This is a genomic window from Streptomyces sp. UNOC14_S4 (genome assembly GCF_020740835.1).
GTDB lineage: Bacteria > Actinomycetota > Actinomycetes > Streptomycetales > Streptomycetaceae > Streptomyces.
Genome location: NZ_JAINFC010000032.1, coordinates 1 through 17,681, shown reverse-complemented (window position 1 = coordinate 17,681; position 17,681 = coordinate 1). Strand labels below are relative to the sequence as shown.

The window sequence follows — 17,681 nt, the reverse complement described above, 5'->3', positions numbered from 1 at the left end:
CGGGCGGGCTGACCGTACGGACGATCCTCGCCCGACACGTCCCGCACCGCACGCCGGTGAAAGCCGCAATCCGGGACACTTCTCCCTATCCGTCGTGTGCCCGGGGAAAGGACGCGACGCCATGTCGGACGCTGCACCGTCCCGCCGCGGGACCGCTCGCCGGGGCGTGCCCCCCGCCGCACCGCTGTTGTCCTCGCTCCACGCCGCCCCCACGGACGCCGTGCGGCGGATGGACGACGAAGCGGGGCTGCTGGGTTCCCTGGTGCCCCTGCTCGCCGAGTGGCTGCCGCGCAGGCGCTGGTTCGCGGGCAAGGGCCGTCCGATCTCCGGCTTCACGCTCGTCTCGGCCACCGAACTGCTCCCCCACCACGCGGGCAGCACGGCCCCCGGCCTGCTGCACGTGCTGGTGCGCGCGCACCAGACCGGCTCACCGGCCGCCGCACCGCCCGCCCCCTTGCCCGGCGGCGGCCCCGCGCTGCGCGCGGGCGCCGACGACTGCTACCAACTCCTGCTCGGCTTCCAGGAAGTGCTCCCGCCGCACCTCGCCGGGGCCCGCATCGGCCGCCCCTCCGGCGGCCCCCTGCACGGCCGCACCGTCTACGAGGGCCTCGCCGACCCCCGGCTCGCGGGCCTCCTGCTGGAGCGGCTGCGGATGCCCGGCAGGCTCGGGCCGCTGCGCTTCACGCGCGAGGAGAGCGCCGTGATCCCGGCCGGGCTCACCCCGCGGCTGCTCGGCTCCGAGCAGTCCAACTCCTCCGTCGTCTATGGCGAAACGTACATCCTGAAGCTCTTCCGCCGCGTCAGCCCCGGCACCAACCCCGACCTCGAACTGCCCCGCGCGCTCGCCGCGAAGGGCTGCGACCGGGTGCCCGCGCCCGCCGCCTGGTTCGAGGCGGAGCTGCCCGGCCTGGAGGCGGAGCCCGTCACGCTCGGCGTCCTCCAGCCCTATCTGCCCGGCTCCGCCGACGGCTGGCAGCTCGCGCTGAGCGCCCTCGCCGTGCGCGCCGACTTCACCGCCTCGGCACGCGCGCTCGGGCACGCCACGGCCGAGGTCCACGGCGCGCTCGCCGAGGCCCTGCCGACCGTCGTGCTGCGCCGCCCGCAGCTGGAACACCTCGCCGACGCCATGACCCGCCGCCTGGACGCCGCCGCCGACGCCGTCCCCGTCCTGCGCCCCTACCGGGACGCGCTGCGCACCGCGTACGAGGAACTCGCCGCGCTCGGCCGGGCGGGACGCACCTGGCGCGCCCAGCGCATCCACGGCGACCTGCACCTGGGGCAGGCGCTGCGCACCGCGGCGGACGGCCGCTGGGCGCTCATCGACTTCGAGGGCGAGCCCGCCCGGCCGCTGGCCGAGCGCTGCCGCCCGCAGCCGACGGCACGGGACGTCGCGGGCATGCTGCGCTCCTTCGACTACGCGGCGGCGGTCGGCCGGGCGACCGGCGGCACCTGGTCCCAGCGCGCCCGGGCCGCCTTCTGCGAGGGCTACGCGAGCGTGCGCGGCGACCCCCGCGAGGATCCCCAGCTGCTGCGCGCGCACGAGACCGACAAGGCCGTCTACGAAGTCCTCTACGAGGCCAGGCACCGCCCGGACTGGCTGCCGGTGCCGATGTCGGCGATCCACCGGCTCGCGCACCCGGGCCCCAAGGCGCCGGACGGCGCGCCCGTGTGAGCACGGCGGGCCCCTGTGACCGCCCCGTACGACCGCCCCATGTGACCGTGATCCAGCGCGTGATCCAGAGGAGGACCGCACCGTGACCGCTCGTCCCCCGTCCCGTCGACCGTCCCACGAGCCCGGGGCCGGCCGCCGCCCCGAGGGCCTGGGCGGCACAGTGCCCGCCACCTTCCTGCCCGCGCGGGCCAGGGCCGGGCGGGCCGAAAGCGCGTCCCCGGTCCGCGCGGGGCGCGGCGTGCGCCCCGCGCCCCCGCTCGGCGACGACGACCGCCGCCGGCTGCTGCACGGCGCGCACCACGACCCGCACGCCCTGCTGGGCGCGCACCCGGTGCCGGGCGGCATCGCCTTCCGCGCGCTGCGGCCGTACGCCCGCGCGGTGGCGGTCCGCGCGAAGGGCCTGCACGTCCCGCTGCACGACGAGGGCGACGGACTCTTCGCGGGGGTGCTGCCGCTGCGGGACGTCCCGGACTACCGGCTCCTCGTGACGTACGACGACGCCGAGCCGGAGGTCCACGACCCGTACCGCTTCCTGCCCGCGCTGGGCGACCTGGACCTGCATCTGATCCGCGAGGGGCGGCACGAGGAGCTGTGGCGGGCCCTGGGCGCGCACCCGATGACGCACGAGGGCGTCGAGGGCACCCGGTTCGCGGTGTGGGCGCCGAACGCCCAGGGCGTGCGGGTGGCCGGGGACTTCAACTACTGGGACGCCACGGGCCATCCGATGCGGTCACTGGGCGCGTCCGGGGTGTGGGAGCTCTTCCTGCCGGGCGTCGGCGAGGGCGCGCTCTACAAGTTCCAGATCACCCGCCCCGACGGGTCGCACACGCTGCGCGCCGACCCGATGGCGCGGCGCACCGAGGCGCCCCCGGCCAACGCGTCGATCGTGCACGTCTCGCACCACACGTGGACGGACGACGAGTGGATGGCGCGGCGCGCCGAGCGGCCGGTGCACGAGGCGCCGTTCTCCGTCTACGAGGTGCACCTGCCGTCCTGGCGGCCGGGGCTGACCTACCGCATGCTGGCCCAGCAGCTGCCCGCGTACGTCAAGGACCTGGGCTTCACGCACGTCGAGCTGATGCCGGTGGCGGAGCATCCCTTCGGCGGCTCGTGGGGCTACCAGGTGACGGGCTTCTACGCGCCGACGGCCCGGCTGGGCACGCCCGACGACTTCAAGTACCTGATCGACGCCCTGCACCGGGCGGGCATCGGCGTGCTGATGGACTGGGTGCCCGCGCACTTCCCGCGGGACGACTGGGCGCTCGCGGAGTTCGACGGCCGCCCGCTGTACGAGCACGCGGACCCGGCGCGGGCGGCGCACCCGGACTGGGGCACGCTGGAGTTCGACTACGGCCGCACGGAGGTGCGCAACTTCCTGGTGGCGAACGCGGTCCACTGGTGCGAGGAGTACCACATCGACGGGCTGCGCGTGGACGCGGTGGCCTCGATGCTCTACCTCGACTACTCCCGCGCGGAGGGCGAGTGGACGCCGAACGTCCACGGCGGGCGGGAGAACCTGGACGCGGTGGCGTTCCTCCAGGAGATGAACGCCACGGTCTACCGCCGCTGCCCCGGTGTCGTCACGGTGGCCGAGGAGTCCACCGCGTGGGACGGCGTCACCCGCGCCACCCACCACACGGGCGCGGGCGGCTTCGGCGGGCTGGGGTTCGGGCTGAAGTGGAACATGGGCTGGATGCACGACTCGCTGCTGTACGTCGCCAAGGAGCCGGTGCACCGGAAGTACCACCACGGCGAGATGACCTTCTCCATGGTCTACGCGTACAGCGAGAACTACGTGCTGCCGATCTCGCACGACGAGGTGGTGCACGGCAAGCGGTCGCTGGTGTCGAAGATGCCGGGCGACTGGTGGCAGCAGCGCGCGACCCACCGGGCGTACCTGGGCTTCATGTGGGCCCACCCCGGCAAGCAGCTGCTGTTCATGGGCCAGGAGTTCGCCCAGGGGGCCGAGTGGTCGGAGGGGCACGGCCCGGACTGGTGGCTGCTGGACCCCTCGTACGCGGCGGAGCCGGACCACCGGGGCGTGCGCGACCTGGTGCGCGACCTCAACCGCGGCTACCGCGCCACGCCCGCGCTGTGGGAACGCGACACCGTGCCCGAGGGCTTCGACTGGGTCGACGGCGGCGCGGCCGAGGACAACGTCCTCGCCTTCCTGCGCTTCGCCGCGGACGGCTCCCCGCTGCTGGCGGTCTCGCACTTCTCCCCGGTGGTGCGGCACGGCTACCGCCTGGGGGTGCCGGGGGGCTTCGCCGGGTGGCAGGAGGTCCTCAACACGGACGAGGAGCGCTACGGCGGCAGCGGCCTCGCCTGCCCCGACCCCGTCAAACCGGAGGCGACCCGCCACCACGGCCGCCCGTCGAGCATCACGGTGACGCTGCCGCCGCTGGCGACGGTGTGGTGGCGGGGCATCTGAACCGGCGGTGAAACGGCGGTGCCCCGCGCTTCCTGAGGGAAGCGCGGGGCACCGGGTGCGCGAGGGACGCGGGGCGGCTCGTATGGTGCGGAGTCCGTCAGCTCTTCCGATGGTCGTGCGGTTCCGCTAGTCCAGTTGGACGGCGCGGAGGTGCTTCAGACCGGCCTGCTCCCGGGTCATCGGGTGGGGGTACGTCACCTCGACCCACCACTGCACTTTCCTGGTGGGCAGGACGACGTCTCCACGGGGGGACTCCACGATGACGTGCCCGTCCGTCCCGGGGTCTATGACGTGGCCCCATCCTGTCTTGATCGTGGTTCCCTTGGGTACGTCAAAGGAGATCTTCCACCGCTCCACCGCCGTCTCCCGGGCTGCGAACGTGACGGTGTAGCTCCAGATCTTTCCGCCATCCCAGTGACTGTCGATTTTCTGGGTCGGGACGAGGTTGTTCGGCCGAACGTGGGTCACCACCTCGCCGGAGGTATGGCCAGAGGTGTCGTGGACCTTGGACGTGACCCGGGACGTAGCGGTGAGGGGGCCCTCGAAGGCCTGGTCGACGAAGCCGACGACGGTGATGACGGCCGAACTGTTCTTGGGCATGGACAGCGGCTGGCCGAGCTTTCCGTCCACGAGTGTTCCGCGGCCGGAACTGGCATTCCCGGAGACCTGGACAGGCTCGAGGACAGGGTCCTGCAGCTGTTTGGGGATGATTCCCTCGACCGTCGTGTCGGGCGCCGCGTCAGGGCCCTCGTTGTTCACGTGGATGTGGTACGTGATCGTGTTTCCCGCCAGCATCGTCGTGGGCCCGGACATGTACAGCGGCATGTCCGCCGTCGGGTTCGTCACCTGGGTGACCACTTCGCCGGTGGTGTGCTGGGCGATGTTGTGGACGGTGGTGACGATTTTGGACGTGGTGGGGAAAGGACCGGCGAAGTCGTCGGCGATGTCACCACTGACCTGGACCGTGAGGCTTCCGCCCTTCGGGATGCGCGCGGGCTGGTGCAGCGTCCCGTTGTCGAGCGAACCCCCGTGATACGAGGCTCCGCCTGATGGCGTGCAGGTCCACTGAAGGTTTCGCAGCGGAGGCGGGAAGCTCCCCTTGATCACCGCGTCGGGTGCGTCGCAGGGGCCCTCGTTGTGCACCGCGATGATGTACGAGGCGCGGCCCCCCGCGGTGGCCGACGTCGTGCCGGTCATGCTCAGGGGGATGTCCGCCGTCCTGGGCCGGACCCGGGTGTCCACCGTGCCGCCTTGGTGACGGGCGGTGTTCACCACCTCGGGCGCGAGGATCTTGGTGGTGGCGACGAGGGGGCCACTGTAGTCCGGGTTGATCGTGCCGGTGACCGTGATGGTGGCGGAGCCGCCCTTCGGCAGGGACAGTGGCTGCTTGAGCACTCCCTCCTCGAGCGAGCCCGTGCCCTTGCCCGCGCCCCCATGAACCTCGCAGTCGAGTGTGGGGTGCAGGATCTCGGTCGAAATGTTCCCCACGATCTCGGCTTCCTTCGCCGCGTTGGGGCCGTCGTTACGGACGGTGACGGTGTAGCTGATGGAGTCGCCCGCAGTGGCAGTGGCCGGCCCGTGGATCTTCAGAGGGATGTCGGCGGGCAGCGAGACGTGCAGGTTCTTGATCTGGTGGCTCTCCATCGCGGTGCCCGTCGAAGCCGCAAGCCCGAGCTTGAAGGTGGGAGGCATCCGAACTTGGTCGTGATGGAGCCTGAGACCGTCGATCAGCAGCTTGGGGTGCGGGTCCGCCTTGTTGGAGTGCCGGACGGAGATGGCGCCGTCGATGATGGTGATCTGGATGTGCGCCTCGTCCTCCCAGTTCTCGCAGAAGCCGCCGGGCACATGGACGGACGTCTGCAGCCAGTACTCCTCGTCCGCGTTCGGGTCGTCACGGCTCCCGGAGCCACGCACCGCCGCCGAATGCTTCCGCCGGCCGATGGAGCCGCCCCCGGCGAGGGACGAGGAGAAGTTCCCGTAGTTGTCGAACCCGACGCCTACGTAGCCCGCGGTGACACCTTTCTCCTCCGCTGTGGTCTCGGCGTCGGTGTTGACCGAATACCCGAGGCCGGCTCCTGTGGCCCCGGGCTCCGTCGTCTTACTGCCGTCGATCAGGTAAACGCTGAAACCGTCACCCAGATTGTCGGGGTCCGAGGCCTGGACCGCGTAGTCGAACTCGATACTCACGCCCAGGTCGGACTTGAACGGCTGATTGAGGAAGGCCGTGCCGGCCTGCCAACTCTGGTCTTGCGTGAGTTGAAGAAATCCGCCAGGCAATCCAGCGGTCCCCAGGAACTCCCAGTGGGGGTTGTTGGGCTTTTCTCCGGTGAAAGGCTCGTTGATCGGAAAAATGCTGTCGCCCACTGTGCGACTCCTTTCCGTTGACCGCCTGTCGGGGCTCATCAAGCTAGGCGTCCGCCGAGCACCCGGCCAGCACGCGATTCGGACGCCGAGCCGAACGGGCCAAGATTCCCGTTTTCTGGCGAGGAACGCGATCAACGCTGCGGGGAATGAAGCCGAGAAAGACCGGCGGATGCGAGATCGAAGCCCCCTCTTCGACAATCGTCCACTTTGCGATGACCACCCGTTTCCAGCCCTTGACATCACAAATGATCGACGCATGGCGCATAAGAGGTCGGGGGGGCACTGAAAGACTCAAGAGTCGCCGTTCGACCGGGAGGTTCCGGAACGATTCGGGGGCAACCCGGTCGCCACACCGTGGCCATCGTCGACGCCGCCCCGGGGACCGGGGGGCTCACCGCTGTTACAGGACCGGGCACGGCGGGAAAACACCGCACGCGCGCCGAAGAGCCCCCGCCTCTCCATAGGAGGTACCGTGCGCCCCACCGGCCCCGCTCGCCTCGCGATCGTCACCGCCACCGTCCTCACCGCCCCGCTCGCCGCCTGCGGCGGCAGCGGTCACGGCGGTGACTCCGACACCGTCAAGATCGCCTACAACCGCACCACCGACAACAAGAACCGCCTCCTGGACGACTACCTCACCGAGGTGAAGAGACAGTTCGAGCACAGCCACCCCGGCAAGAAGCTCCGGCTCGTGCCCGTGCAGGCGGCGCAGGCGGACTACTTCGCCAAGGTGCAGCAGATGATGCGCTCGCCCAGGACCGCGCCGGACATCGTCCGGGAGGACACGTTCGTCGTCAACTCCGACATCAAGGCCGGGTACTTGAGGCCGCTGGACGACAAGCTGAAGTCCTGGCCGGACTGGGCGCGGTTCGCCGCCACCGCGAAGGACGCCGCCAAAGCGGAGGACGGCAGGACGTACGGCGTCCCGGACGGCACGGACACCAGGGGCCTCTGGTACAACAAGGACCTCTTCGCCAAGGCCGGGCTCCCCGCCGACTGGCACCCGAGGACGTGGCAGGACGTGCTCACCGCCGCCCGTACGGTCAAGCGCGCGCTGCCCGGCGTCGTCCCCCTCAACGTCTACACCGGCAAGGGCCCCGGCGAGGCCGCCACCATGCAGGGCTTCGAGATGCTGCTGTACGGCACGGGCAAGGACCCCCTCTACGACCCGACGGCCAAGAAGTGGATCGCCGGGAGCCAGGGGTTCGAGGACGCGCTGGAGTTCGTCCGCACCGTCTACGCCGAGAAGCTGGGGCCGGATCCCTCCGACGCGCTCGACCCCAACGTCGACATCCGCGTCGCCACCGAGTGGCTGCCCTCGGGGAAGCTCGCCATCGACCTCGACGGCAACTGGCTCGGCAAGAACTGGCTGCCGGGCGGCGCCAAGCCGTGGCCGCAGTGGTCGCGGACGCTCGGCCAGGCGCCCTTCCCCACGCGGGACGGCGCCGCGCCCGGGGCCGTGAGCCTCTCCGGCGGCTGGACGTGGGCGATCACCGCGAAGTCCGCCAGGGCCGATCTCGCCTGGCAGGTGATCGAGACGCTCCAGAGCGAGGACAACGCCGTGAAGTGGGACGTGAAGGACGCGCAGATCGCCGTGCGCGACGACGTCGCGGCGGACCCGGCGTACCGGTCGTCGATGCCCGGCATCGGCTTCTTCACCGGCCTGGTCGCGCAGACCCACTACCGCCCGGCGCTGCCGGTCTACCCCCAGGTGTCCAGCGCCATCAGGGAGGCGATGGAGTCGGTCACGACGGGCGACGCGACGGCCGCGCAGGCGGCGAAACGTTACGACCAGGCGCTCAAGGACATCCCGGGCGTGACCGTCGAGGTGCGGTGAGGTGTCCGCCCCGGGAACGCCCGCCCCTGCCCGCAGGGCGGCGCGGTGGCTGCCCCTCGCCCCCGCCACCACCCTGCTCCTCCTCTTCCTCGCCGGGCCCGTCGCGTACTGCGTCTGGCTCGCCTTCACCGACACCCAGCTGACGGGCCAGGCGTCCGCGTCCTTCGTCGGGCTCGCCAACTTCCGGCGCGCGTTCTCCGACGAGGGTTTCCGGAACGCGGTGGTCCTGACGGTCGTCTTCACCGTGCTGTCCTCGGTCGTCGGGCAGAACTGCCTGGGGTTCGCCCTCGCCGCCCTGATGCGGCGCGCGTCGCGGCCCGTACGCACGCTGACCGGCACGATCGTGATCGGGGCGTGGGTCCTGCCGGAGATCGTCGCGGGCTTCCTGCTCTACACCTTCTTCAACCGCCGCGGCACGCTGAACGCGATCCTGGGACAGCTGCACCTCCCGGCCCAGAACTGGCTGTTCACCCTGCCGATCCTGGCCGTCTCCTTCGCCAATGTGTGGCGCGGCACCGCCTTCTCCATGCTCGTCTACTCCGCCGCCCTGGCGGGCATCCCGCGCGACATCACGGAGGCTGCGGAGGTCGACGGGGCGAGCGGCCCGCTCCGCTTCTGGCATGTCACCCTCCCCATGATCCGCCGCTCGATCGCGACCAATCTGATGCTCAACACGCTCCAGACCCTGTCGGTCTTCGGCCTCATCTGGGCCATGACCCGCGGCGGTCCGGGCAACCGCAGCCAGACTCTGCCCGTCTTCATGTACGACCAGGCATTCCTGAAGTCCTTGATCGGTTATGGCACGGCCATCGCGCTGCTCCTGCTGCTCGTGGGAGCCTTGTTCTCGGTGGTCTACCTGCGACTGATGCGGGACGAGGTCTGAGACGGGCCGGGCGGGGGAGCAGGGGATCGGGACGTCGGGCCCGGGGCTGGATAACACCCGAGGTGCCCGACCGGCCACAGTTCGGTATTTTTCAGGATGTGGCGTATGTCATTCCCGACATTCGGAACGTCTTGCCTGGGTTCACCCATCCCCATGGGCACATCAGGCTGAAAGATCCAGATCCAGATCCGGAGCAAGACGTTGTCGCATTCACCTTCCGGTGGCTACGGGCCTCCCGGTACGTACGGGAACCGCGGTCGCCGCCGGGCCTCGCGCGCCAAACGATGGATCATCGTCGTGGCGTCCGTGGTCACGCTGGGGCTGATCGCCTGGCCCGTGATGAGCTACTACGAGATACCCCCGTTCACCGACAAGGGCGACCCGGTCAGCTACGGCAAGGTGGGTGAGCAGGGCGCCCCGGCGGGGGACTCCAAGTCGCTGATGCCCACCGGTCCGCAGGCGTCCTTCAAGAACGCGCGGACCCTGGACGACGGCACGCACGTCAGCCTCGTCACGTACAAGGGCAAGAAGTCCGGCTTCGAGGGCAAGGTCTGGGTCTGGGCGCCCAAGGAGTACGAGGACCCGAAGTACGACAAGAGCGGCTTCCCCGTCATGATCGCCCTCCCCGGCGGTCCCGGCTACGGCACCAACTACTGGTGGGCCGGCTTCAACTTCATCGAGAACATGGCGAAGTGGGCCAAGGACGGCACGGCCAAGCCGTTCCTGATCGCCATGCCGGTCCTGAACCCCGGCCCCGACGACAAGGGCATCTACTGGGACGCCAGTGACATCCCGGGGCAGCCGAAGATGGGCACCTGGCTCACCGAGGACGTCCCGGACCTGATGCGGGAGAACTTCCGTACGCTCAAGTCCCGTGACGGCTGGGCCTTCATGGGCTCCTCCACCGGTGGCTTCGCCTCCATGAAGGCCGTACTGAAGGCGCCGGACAAGTTCAAGGCCGCCATATGCAACGGCCCGGACATCGTCCCCGACTCGCCCCTGTGGCGGGGCCATGAGACGGAGATGGCCGAGAACAACCCCAAGGTGCTCGCCAAGCGGCTCATCGCGAACAAGGGCCCGGACGTCTACCTCGCGTACCAGGTCGGCACCAACGAGAGCAATGTGCACACCCTGCCGGACGTGAAGAGCTTCATCGCCACCTACGGCAAGGGCCCGGTCCACACCAAGCTCGACGTGATCCAGGGCGGCAAGCACGACGGTGCCTCGTACGCCGGGAACCTGGGCAAGGGCACGATCCAGTGGATCAGCGAGCAGATCGAGGGGCCGACGCCCTCCTCCTGACCCCTCGTCACCTTTCGGCGTGAACGCATGAAGCGTGGAGCATGAAGCGTGAACGCATGAACAAGGCGCCGGGCCCTGTGGGCCCGGCGCCTTTGTCGTGTCCGTCGGCCTCAGCCCAGCGGGGAGACGGTGACGCAGGTCGCCGGGACCGCCGCGCCCTTGGCCGCGTGCTCCTTGAGGACCTTGCCCTTGTGGGTGATCTTGCAGCTCACCTCGGCGTCGTCGGCCTCGGCCACGGCCTGGACGGTGGGGGCGGCGATGCCCCTGAGCGTGACCGTCTTCGTCCACGGGAGCTTCGCCCCCTCCTCGGTCTCCAGCTCCGGCTGCGCCGCGGTGCCCTTGCCCGCGTTGAAGCTGACGGACGCGGTGCCGGAGCCGCCGATCTCGTACGTCACCTCGTAGGTCTCCTTGACCGCCTTGTCGACACCTTCGGCCACTTTCTCCTCGGCCGCGGCGCAGCCGGTCGCGGTCACGGCGACGGTGGCGAGAGCCAGGGCGGACAGGGCGGTTCGGAAGGTGCGCAGCACGGAGAATCCTTTGGCGATCAGGGCAAGGAGAGCCCATCAAATCGCAAAGGGAAGGTAAAGGCAAGGAAGGCTCCCCCGAGGGCTACGGAAGCTTCGCCACCAGTGCCACCGCCTCCGGGCTCGGGAAGCCCGAGGCCGTCAAGGTGGTGACCGCCGCCGAGCGGCCCGCCTCCTCCGGGGCCAGCGCGCCGTCGTTGACCGCCTCCATCAGGCCGAAGAGCACCTGCTCGCGCACGTACGCCAGGGCGTCCGGCGGCAGCGGCGAGGCGAAACGGCCCTCCTCCAGGCCGCGCCGCAGCACCGCCGCGCCCGCGCGCCGCACCGGCTCCAGCCGCTTGCGGATGCCCTCCATCGTGACGCTGCGCTGGGCGAGCGAGACCAGCAGGCGGTAGTTGTCGGCGATCTCCCAGACCGCGAGGATCGAGCGGGCCAGCGCCTCCGCCGGGTCCTCGACCCCGCGCAGCGCCGTGGCGTGCGCCTGCCCCACCGCTTCCGCGGCGTCGTCCACCAGCGCGCCGATCAGCGCGTCACGGCTCGGGAAGTGCCCGTACACCGTGCGCCGTACGACCCCCGCCGCCCGGGCGATCTGGTCCATGCTCGCGTCCGGGTCGCGCAGCAGCTCGGCGAGCGCGACGTCCATGATGCGCCGTCGATTCGCGTTCGCCCTGCTGGTCATCGGTTCTCTTCTCGCTCGGCGGCGACTGCCCAGGCGCAGCCCCCGGCCCACATTTTGCACACCGCCGGGCACGGGCGTAAATTGCACAGCGGTGTGCAAGTTGCACAGTCATGTGTAAATTCTGAAAGGGGGGCCGATGGGCCTCGGGATGTCGACACCGGTCGACAAGATGGACGGTCCTTACACGCGGCGCTGGGCGGCTCTCGGCGTCCTGTGCATCAGCCTGCTGATCATCGTCATGGCCAATACGTCCCTGACGGTCGCCGCCCCGGACATGGTCGAGGACCTCGGCCTCGGCAGCTCCGACCTGCAGTGGGTCATCGACGGCTACACCGTGCCGTACGCCGCGCTGATGCTGATCCTCGGCGCCGTGGGCGACAAGTACAGCCGCCGCGGCGCGCTCTGCCTCGGCCTGTTCGTCTTCGGCGCGGCCTCCGTCGCCGGGTCGCTGGTCGACAGCGCCACCGGCGTCATCGTCGCCCGTGCCGTCATGGGCATCGGCGCGGCCATGATCATGCCGGCCACCCTGTCGCTGCTCGCCGCCACCTTCCCGCGCGAGGAGCGCGCGAAGGCCATCACCATCTGGACGGCCACCGCCGGTCTGGCCATCGCCGTCGGCCCGCTGGTCGCGGGGGCCCTGCTGGAGGACCACGGCTGGGCCTCGACCTTCCTGATCAACGTGCCGATCGCCGCCGTGGGCATCGTCGGCGCGCTGCTGCTGGTGCCGCCGTCCAAGGCGGCCAATGTCGACAAGATCGACTACGTGGGCGGCCTGCTGTCCGTGATCTGGGTCGGCTCCCTCATCTACATGATCATCGAGGGTCCGCACTTCGGCTGGGGCACCAACGCGATCGTCGCGGCCGTCGTCGCCGGTGCCGGTCTCGTCCTCTTCATCCTGTGGGAGCTGCGGCACCCGCGCCCGGTCCTCGACGTCCGCCGCTTCACCCGGCGCGCGTTCGCGGGCTCCACGCTGGCCGTCGCGCTGTTCTTCCTCGCGGTCTTCGGCGCCTTCTACTACCTGACGCAGCACCTCCAGTTCGTCCTCGGCTACTCGCCGCTGGACACGGGCCTGCGAATGCTGCCGCTGGCCGGTGCCGTGTTCGTCGGCGGCGCGCTGACCGCGTTCCTGACTCCCAAGGCCGGCATGAAGGCCACCGTCGCGCTCGGCATGACGGTCGGCACGGTCGCCATCGCGCTGCTCACCCGCGTCGACGAGCACTCGACGTACGACGACTTCGTCCTGCCGCTGATCATCCTGGGCCTGGCCATCGGCCTGTCCCTGTCGCCGTGCACCAACGCCATCATGGGCTCCTTCCCGGAGGACCAGCTCGGCGTCGGCGGCGCCGTCAACAGCACCTCCATCGAGATGGGCGGCTCGCTCGGCATCGCCATCCTCGGCACCGTCCTGGCGAAGACCTACTCCTCCAACCTCGCCGACGCCGCCGACAAGGCGGCCGCCGCCGGAGGCCCGAAGCTGCCGGAGAAGGCGCTCTCCGTCGCACAGGACTCCGTCGGCGCGGGCCTGGCCGTCGCCAAGGAGGTCGGCAAGCAGGTCGCCACGGGCGCCGCCCCGAAGGTCGGCGCCGAGAAGGCCGCCGCCATGGGCGCCCAGCAGGCCCAGACCGTCGCCGAGGCCGTCCACAAGGCCTTCGCCGACTCCGTCGCCCACACCAGCGTGGTCGGCGCGGTGATTCTCGCTGTCGGCACGGTGGTTGTGGCGGTACTGCTGCCGCGACGGGCGGCGGCGCAGGGCGCGGCCACGGAGGCCGTCGAGGAGAAGACGCCCGAGAAGGTCTGACAGCTCTCGCACCGAGCGGTGCCCCCGCGCTTTCTTCCGGAAGGGAGCGCGGGGGCACCGCTTCAGTCGTTTTCCGACCCTGCCGTCCGGGTTCACCACCGTCGAGGCGTGGACCGGCAGCACGCGGGAAACCGTGAAACGCGCGGCCGGGCCGTCCTGCACCGGCACGGCTCATCGTGGACGATCGGGCACACGCCCGTGCGGGACGTGCGGAAACCGTCGGCGGGACGGCACGGACCGCTCCTCGCGGTCGCCGAGCACGGGCGGCCGTGGTGGAATGCCGGTGCGGCCGGGCCCCGGTGCTCGGCCGCACCACGACCGGCAGGGGGGCGAAGGAGATCCCCCGTGAAATTCTCCCGCTTCCTGTGCGCGGCGCTGCCGCTCGCCCTGACCGTCTGCTCCATCAGCGCGCCACTGGTCGAGGCGAAGCCGCCGCCCAAAGAACGCCGTGGTCCGGACTGCGCGGCCTGGGAGCGGGGATACGAGGACACGACCGTGCCCACCCTCCACGAGACGTGGACCGTGGACTTCGGGAACGACACCCCTCTGGGCCCCGGCCCCTTCGTGGCGACGATCGCCTTCCGCTCGGCGACCGAGGCGACGATCAAGGTGGTCAAAGGGCCGGGCGACCTCCCGGGCCTGACCCAGGACATCACGTACACCACCACGCGGCTGCGCCCCTGCCAGTACGCCCTCGCCTGGCACGAGCCCGTCACCGGGGTCTACACCACCCAGGTGGAGGACTACGCCGAGCACAGGGTGTACGACTCCATCGTCAACGGCACCAAGCTCATCCACATGACCGGCACGTTCTTCCGCTCCGGATGAGTCCCCGCCGGAAGGCGGCGGCCGGGAGGGTGTGCGACGGTGAACCCATGAGAGTAGGGATCATCGGCGCGGGCCGCGTCGGCACGGCCCTGGCCCGGCACTTCACCCGGTCCGGGCACGACGTGATGCTGGCGAACTCCCGCGGCCCGCAGACCCTCGCCCCGCTCGTCGGCGAGCTCGGCGGGCGGGCGTCGGCGGGAACCCCGCAGGAGACGGCCGACTTCGGCGACGTCGTCGTCCTGGCCGTCCAGTGGGACCAGAAGGAGAACGCGGCCGCCCTGGTCCCTTCCTGGGACGGACGGATCGTCCTCGACCCGATCAACCCCAACCGGGAGACGGCGAACGGCCTGGAGAGGGCCGACACCGGAGGCCGCCGCACCAGTGACATCGTCGCCTCGCTGGTACCGGGCGCCCGTCTGGTGAAGGGCTTCAACACCTACCCGGCGCCAGTCCTCGCCGAGGACCCCGCCGTGGACGGCGGACGCCGCGTCGTCCTCCTCGCCGGGGACGACGCCGAGGCCAAGCGGAAGGTCGCCGAACTGGCCGACAGCTGCGGCTTCCAGGCCGTCGACACCGGCTCGCTCGCCGAGGGCGGAGCCCTCTTCGAGGCGGGCGGCCCCCTGGGCGGCCCGAGCCACCCGCTGACCGCTCTCTGAGCCCGGGCGATGCCCGTTCACCGGACGCCAGACACCGAAATTCGGACGACCCCGGTTCGCCAAGGGCACATCACGGCGTTGTGAACGACACCGGCGCCGACGGCGGCCCCTGCCGTGCACTCCCCCGCGCCTCACGTCGCGGCACTCCGCCCCGCGAACCCGGCCGGAGCGCCGGCATCGCGTTGCGGCGGAACACACCGATGCCTCAAGCCCGTTGCGCGTTGCTCTTCCCGTCACACCCCGGCAACACCCCTGAGACGGCGGACGCCCCGTTCTCCCGCTGACCGCCGTGCGCCCCGTACAGCACGCTGGGTGTCGCGCGTCCAAGCTTTCTCAGGTCATCGATCCGGGAGAAGTCATGCCTCGAACACGTACGTTCTTCCTTCGTCGTGCCCGTTACGCCGTCGCCGGTGCCGCGGTCGCCGTCGTGGCCCTGACCGCCGGTTCCGCGCAGGCGGCTGCGCCGACCGGCCACGGAACAGCCGTCGTACGGACAGGCCCCGCCGGAGAAACGCAGAAGAGAATCGCGTCCGTCAGCACGCACGCCGTCGCCGTCACCCCGGGAAACGCGTTGTTCGCGATTTCCCCGGACCGCCAGGGTGTCTATCAGTGGACCGGGAACGGCGATTCCTGGATTCGGGTGGGCGGGCCCGCCGCGAAGATCTACGCGGGCGGCGCCGGGCTGTTCGCGACGGACCCGGTGGACGGCCGCCTGCTGCGGTACGACGGAACCCCGGGCCACTGGTCGGCGATCGGCGGCCCCGGGGCCGACTACGCGGTGGCGGGCGACACGGTGTACGCGATCAGCCCGGACCACCGGGCCGTGTACCGGTGGAACGGCAGCGGATCGTCCTGGACCTGGGTCGGCGGCGCGGCGGGCCGGATCTACGCGGGCGGCGCCGGGGTGTTCGCCACGGACCCCACCGACGGGCAGATCTACACATACACGGGAACACCCGGCAATTGGGCCCTGATCGGTGGTGTCGGCTCGGACTTCGCGGTGACGGACGACGCGGTCTACGGCAGCAGCGCGGACGGCACCGGCACCTACCGCTGGAGCGGCAGCGGAACGGTGTGGACCCACGTGGGCGGCGTGGCCGCGAACCTCTACGGCGGCGGCGCCGGCCTGTTCGCGACGAACCCCTACGACGGCCGCGCCTTCCGCTACAACGGGACCCCCGGAACGTGGACCGAAATCGGCGGCGCGGGCTCGGACTTCGCGGTCGGCGGAGCGTCGGTGTTCAGCGTGTCACCGGACCGCAGCGCGATCTATCGCTGGGCCGGCATCGGCACGTCCTGGACACGCGTAGGCGGCCCGGTGGCCTGACCCTTCTCAGAACAGCACCGCCGCGCGAGGCCCCGGATATCGATCCGGGGCCTCGATCAATGGCACCGTCATCCGTTCGAATCTCCACGTGTCCCGCTCCGGATGAACGGGCATCAACCGGGAAGCCCGGAATCCACCGCCGCACCTTTACCGGACAGGCTATTTTGTCTGCCAACTCGCCTCCAAATAGTGGGAGTTGGAGCAATGAAACACGTGGGCGAAGAATCACTCGAATCGCTGACGCCTGCCGAGGAGTTCGGCAGTGAGGTCAGACACGCACGCGTAGCTCACGGTTGGACACAGACGCAGCTCGCTCACAGACTGCATTTCCAGCAGCCCTACGTGAGCAGGGTCGAGCAAGGAAAGGTGCTGGCGAGCGCGGATTTCGCCGACCAATGCGACCGGGTCTTCGGCACACCGGGCACGTTCGCCCGCTGGCGACAGCGAGCGGCCGACGCCGGCACCCCGGTGTGGTTCATCCCGTACCTTGAGCTCGAACGCAAGGCCACAGCCATCCGCAGTTTCTCAAGCATCTTCGTGATGGGGATCCTGCAGACGCCGGAGTATGCCGAGGCGGTCTACCGGGCCGCCCACCCCGAGGAAACCTCGACGCAGATCAAGGATCGCGTAGACCGTCGCATGCGCCGCAGGGAACTGCTCGACAAGGCGGCCCCGCCGTCGATCTGGGCGATCCTTCACGAATCGGTCCTGTGGTCCGGCGTCGGCGGCCCGGAAGTCATGCGGGAACAGCTGAGGCACTTGGTGGCCGTATCAGAGCATCCCCGCATCGACGTGCAGGTATTCCCGGTCAGTTCGGGCTCTCCGCCCTGGGGAAGACCGTTTATCGTTCTGTCGCAGCAGGACGGGACCGATGTCCTGTACGAAGAGACCTATGAACGAGGGCGGATGACCAACACAGTGGAAGCCGTCAGGGGAGCCCGAACGGCATACGAGCGCCTCTGCGCCGATGCCCTACCTCGTCATGACTCCCTCGCCCTCATCCGTCACGTCATGGAGGCGTACAGCCATGAGAGCCATCCCCGGCCTCTCTCCCGCGATATGGGAGAAGTCTTCTCACAGCGACGGCTACGGCGAATGCCTCGAATGGGCCCCCGCACACGCGGTTACCGACACCGTCCCCATAAGGGACAGTAAGGCCCCCGGGCGCACCCCGCTCCGCATACCGCCCGCCGCCTGGTCCGCCTTCGTCACCGGCGTCGAGGACACGGCACAGCGGGCCGGGTAGCCCACCACGAGGCCCCTCACGTCACCCACCGGTACCGCAACTCCGGCCGCCCCACCTGCCCGTACTGCGGGGAGCGCACCGCCCGGCCCGTCTGCACCAGGTGTTCCAGGTACCGCCGCGCCGTGATCCGGGAG

Annotated in this window: 13 protein-coding genes and 2 pseudogenes; 11 read left to right on the top strand and 4 right to left on the bottom strand. The window is 70.4% G+C overall.

Going from position 1 to position 17,681, the window contains the following annotated elements; translation table 11 throughout:
• Positions 1 to 121 precede the first annotated feature (121 nt).
• Together K6I34_RS05225 and glgB are read left to right on the top strand one after the other, a co-directional pair.
• Positions 122 to 1,672, top strand: a complete 1,551-nt coding sequence (locus K6I34_RS05225; protein ID WP_374230813.1) for a phosphotransferase — start codon at positions 122 to 124, stop codon at positions 1,670 to 1,672.
• A gap of 82 nt (positions 1,673 to 1,754) precedes the next feature.
• On the top strand, positions 1,755 to 4,103 hold the full coding sequence (gene glgB / locus K6I34_RS05220) for a 1,4-alpha-glucan branching enzyme (RefSeq protein WP_374230812.1): 2,349 nt from the start codon (positions 1,755 to 1,757) through the stop codon (positions 4,101 to 4,103).
• Between the two features lie 126 nt (positions 4,104 to 4,229).
• On the opposite strand, the gene K6I34_RS05215 is transcribed toward glgB, so the two are convergent.
• Positions 4,230 to 6,467: a DUF11 domain-containing protein gene (locus K6I34_RS05215; RefSeq protein ID WP_229322878.1), complete on the bottom strand. Its 2,238-nt coding sequence runs from the start codon at positions 6,465 to 6,467 to the stop codon at positions 4,230 to 4,232.
• 472 nt (positions 6,468 to 6,939) lie between these two features.
• Between K6I34_RS05215 and K6I34_RS05210 the strand changes: the two genes are divergently transcribed.
• From K6I34_RS05210 to K6I34_RS05200, 3 genes are all read left to right on the top strand, one after another.
• Positions 6,940 to 8,304 (top strand): extracellular solute-binding protein, encoded by a 1,365-nt coding sequence (locus K6I34_RS05210; RefSeq protein ID WP_229322877.1) that lies wholly within the window; start codon positions 6,940 to 6,942, stop codon positions 8,302 to 8,304.
• Position 8,305: 1 nt separating this feature from the next.
• Positions 8,306 to 9,187 (top strand): carbohydrate ABC transporter permease, encoded by an 882-nt coding sequence (locus K6I34_RS05205; protein ID WP_229322876.1) that lies wholly within the window; start codon positions 8,306 to 8,308, stop codon positions 9,185 to 9,187.
• Between the two features lie 297 nt (positions 9,188 to 9,484).
• Positions 9,485 to 10,489, top strand: a complete 1,005-nt coding sequence (locus K6I34_RS05200) for an alpha/beta hydrolase-fold protein (protein ID WP_308293962.1) — start codon at positions 9,485 to 9,487, stop codon at positions 10,487 to 10,489.
• A 110-nt stretch (positions 10,490 to 10,599) separates the two neighbouring features.
• Here the strand turns inward: K6I34_RS05200 and K6I34_RS05195 are convergent, their stop codons facing one another.
• Positions 10,600 to 11,016: an MmpS family transport accessory protein gene (locus K6I34_RS05195; protein WP_229322875.1), complete on the bottom strand. Its 417-nt coding sequence runs from the start codon at positions 11,014 to 11,016 to the stop codon at positions 10,600 to 10,602.
• A gap of 82 nt (positions 11,017 to 11,098) precedes the next feature.
• A complete protein-coding gene (locus tag K6I34_RS05190; RefSeq protein WP_229322874.1) occupies positions 11,099 to 11,692 on the bottom strand; it encodes a TetR/AcrR family transcriptional regulator in 594 nt (197 codons plus the stop codon).
• Positions 11,693 to 11,828: 136 nt separating this feature from the next.
• Between K6I34_RS05190 and K6I34_RS05185 the strand changes: the two genes are divergently transcribed.
• The 6 genes and pseudogenes from K6I34_RS05185 to K6I34_RS38550 all read left to right on the top strand — a co-directional run.
• Positions 11,829 to 13,490 carry an MFS transporter gene (locus K6I34_RS05185; protein ID WP_229322873.1) on the top strand — a complete coding sequence of 554 codons (1,662 nt, stop codon included), beginning with the start codon at positions 11,829 to 11,831 and terminating at the stop codon, positions 13,488 to 13,490.
• A 345-nt stretch (positions 13,491 to 13,835) separates the two neighbouring features.
• Positions 13,836 to 14,318: a hypothetical protein gene (locus tag K6I34_RS05180; protein WP_229322872.1), complete on the top strand. Its 483-nt coding sequence runs from the start codon at positions 13,836 to 13,838 to the stop codon at positions 14,316 to 14,318.
• Between the two features lie 47 nt (positions 14,319 to 14,365).
• Positions 14,366 to 14,974, top strand: a complete 609-nt coding sequence (locus K6I34_RS05175; protein WP_229322871.1) for an NADPH-dependent F420 reductase — start codon at positions 14,366 to 14,368, stop codon at positions 14,972 to 14,974.
• 358 nt (positions 14,975 to 15,332) lie between these two features.
• Entirely contained in the window at positions 15,333 to 16,301 is a 969-nt protein-coding gene (locus tag K6I34_RS05170) for a hypothetical protein (protein WP_229322870.1), read from the top strand.
• A gap of 204 nt (positions 16,302 to 16,505) precedes the next feature.
• Entirely contained in the window at positions 16,506 to 17,456 is a 951-nt protein-coding gene (locus tag K6I34_RS05165; RefSeq protein WP_308293961.1) for a helix-turn-helix transcriptional regulator, read from the top strand.
• Positions 17,422 to 17,547 (top strand): annotated as a pseudogene (locus K6I34_RS38550) (DUF397 domain-containing protein); the annotation flags it as partial. The gene K6I34_RS05165 and the pseudogene K6I34_RS38550, both read left to right, overlap by 35 nt.
• 16 nt (positions 17,548 to 17,563) lie before the next feature.
• On the opposite strand, the pseudogene K6I34_RS05155 reads toward K6I34_RS38550, so the two are convergent.
• Positions 17,564 to 17,681: pseudogene (locus K6I34_RS05155) on the bottom strand (two-component system response regulator); the annotation flags it as partial.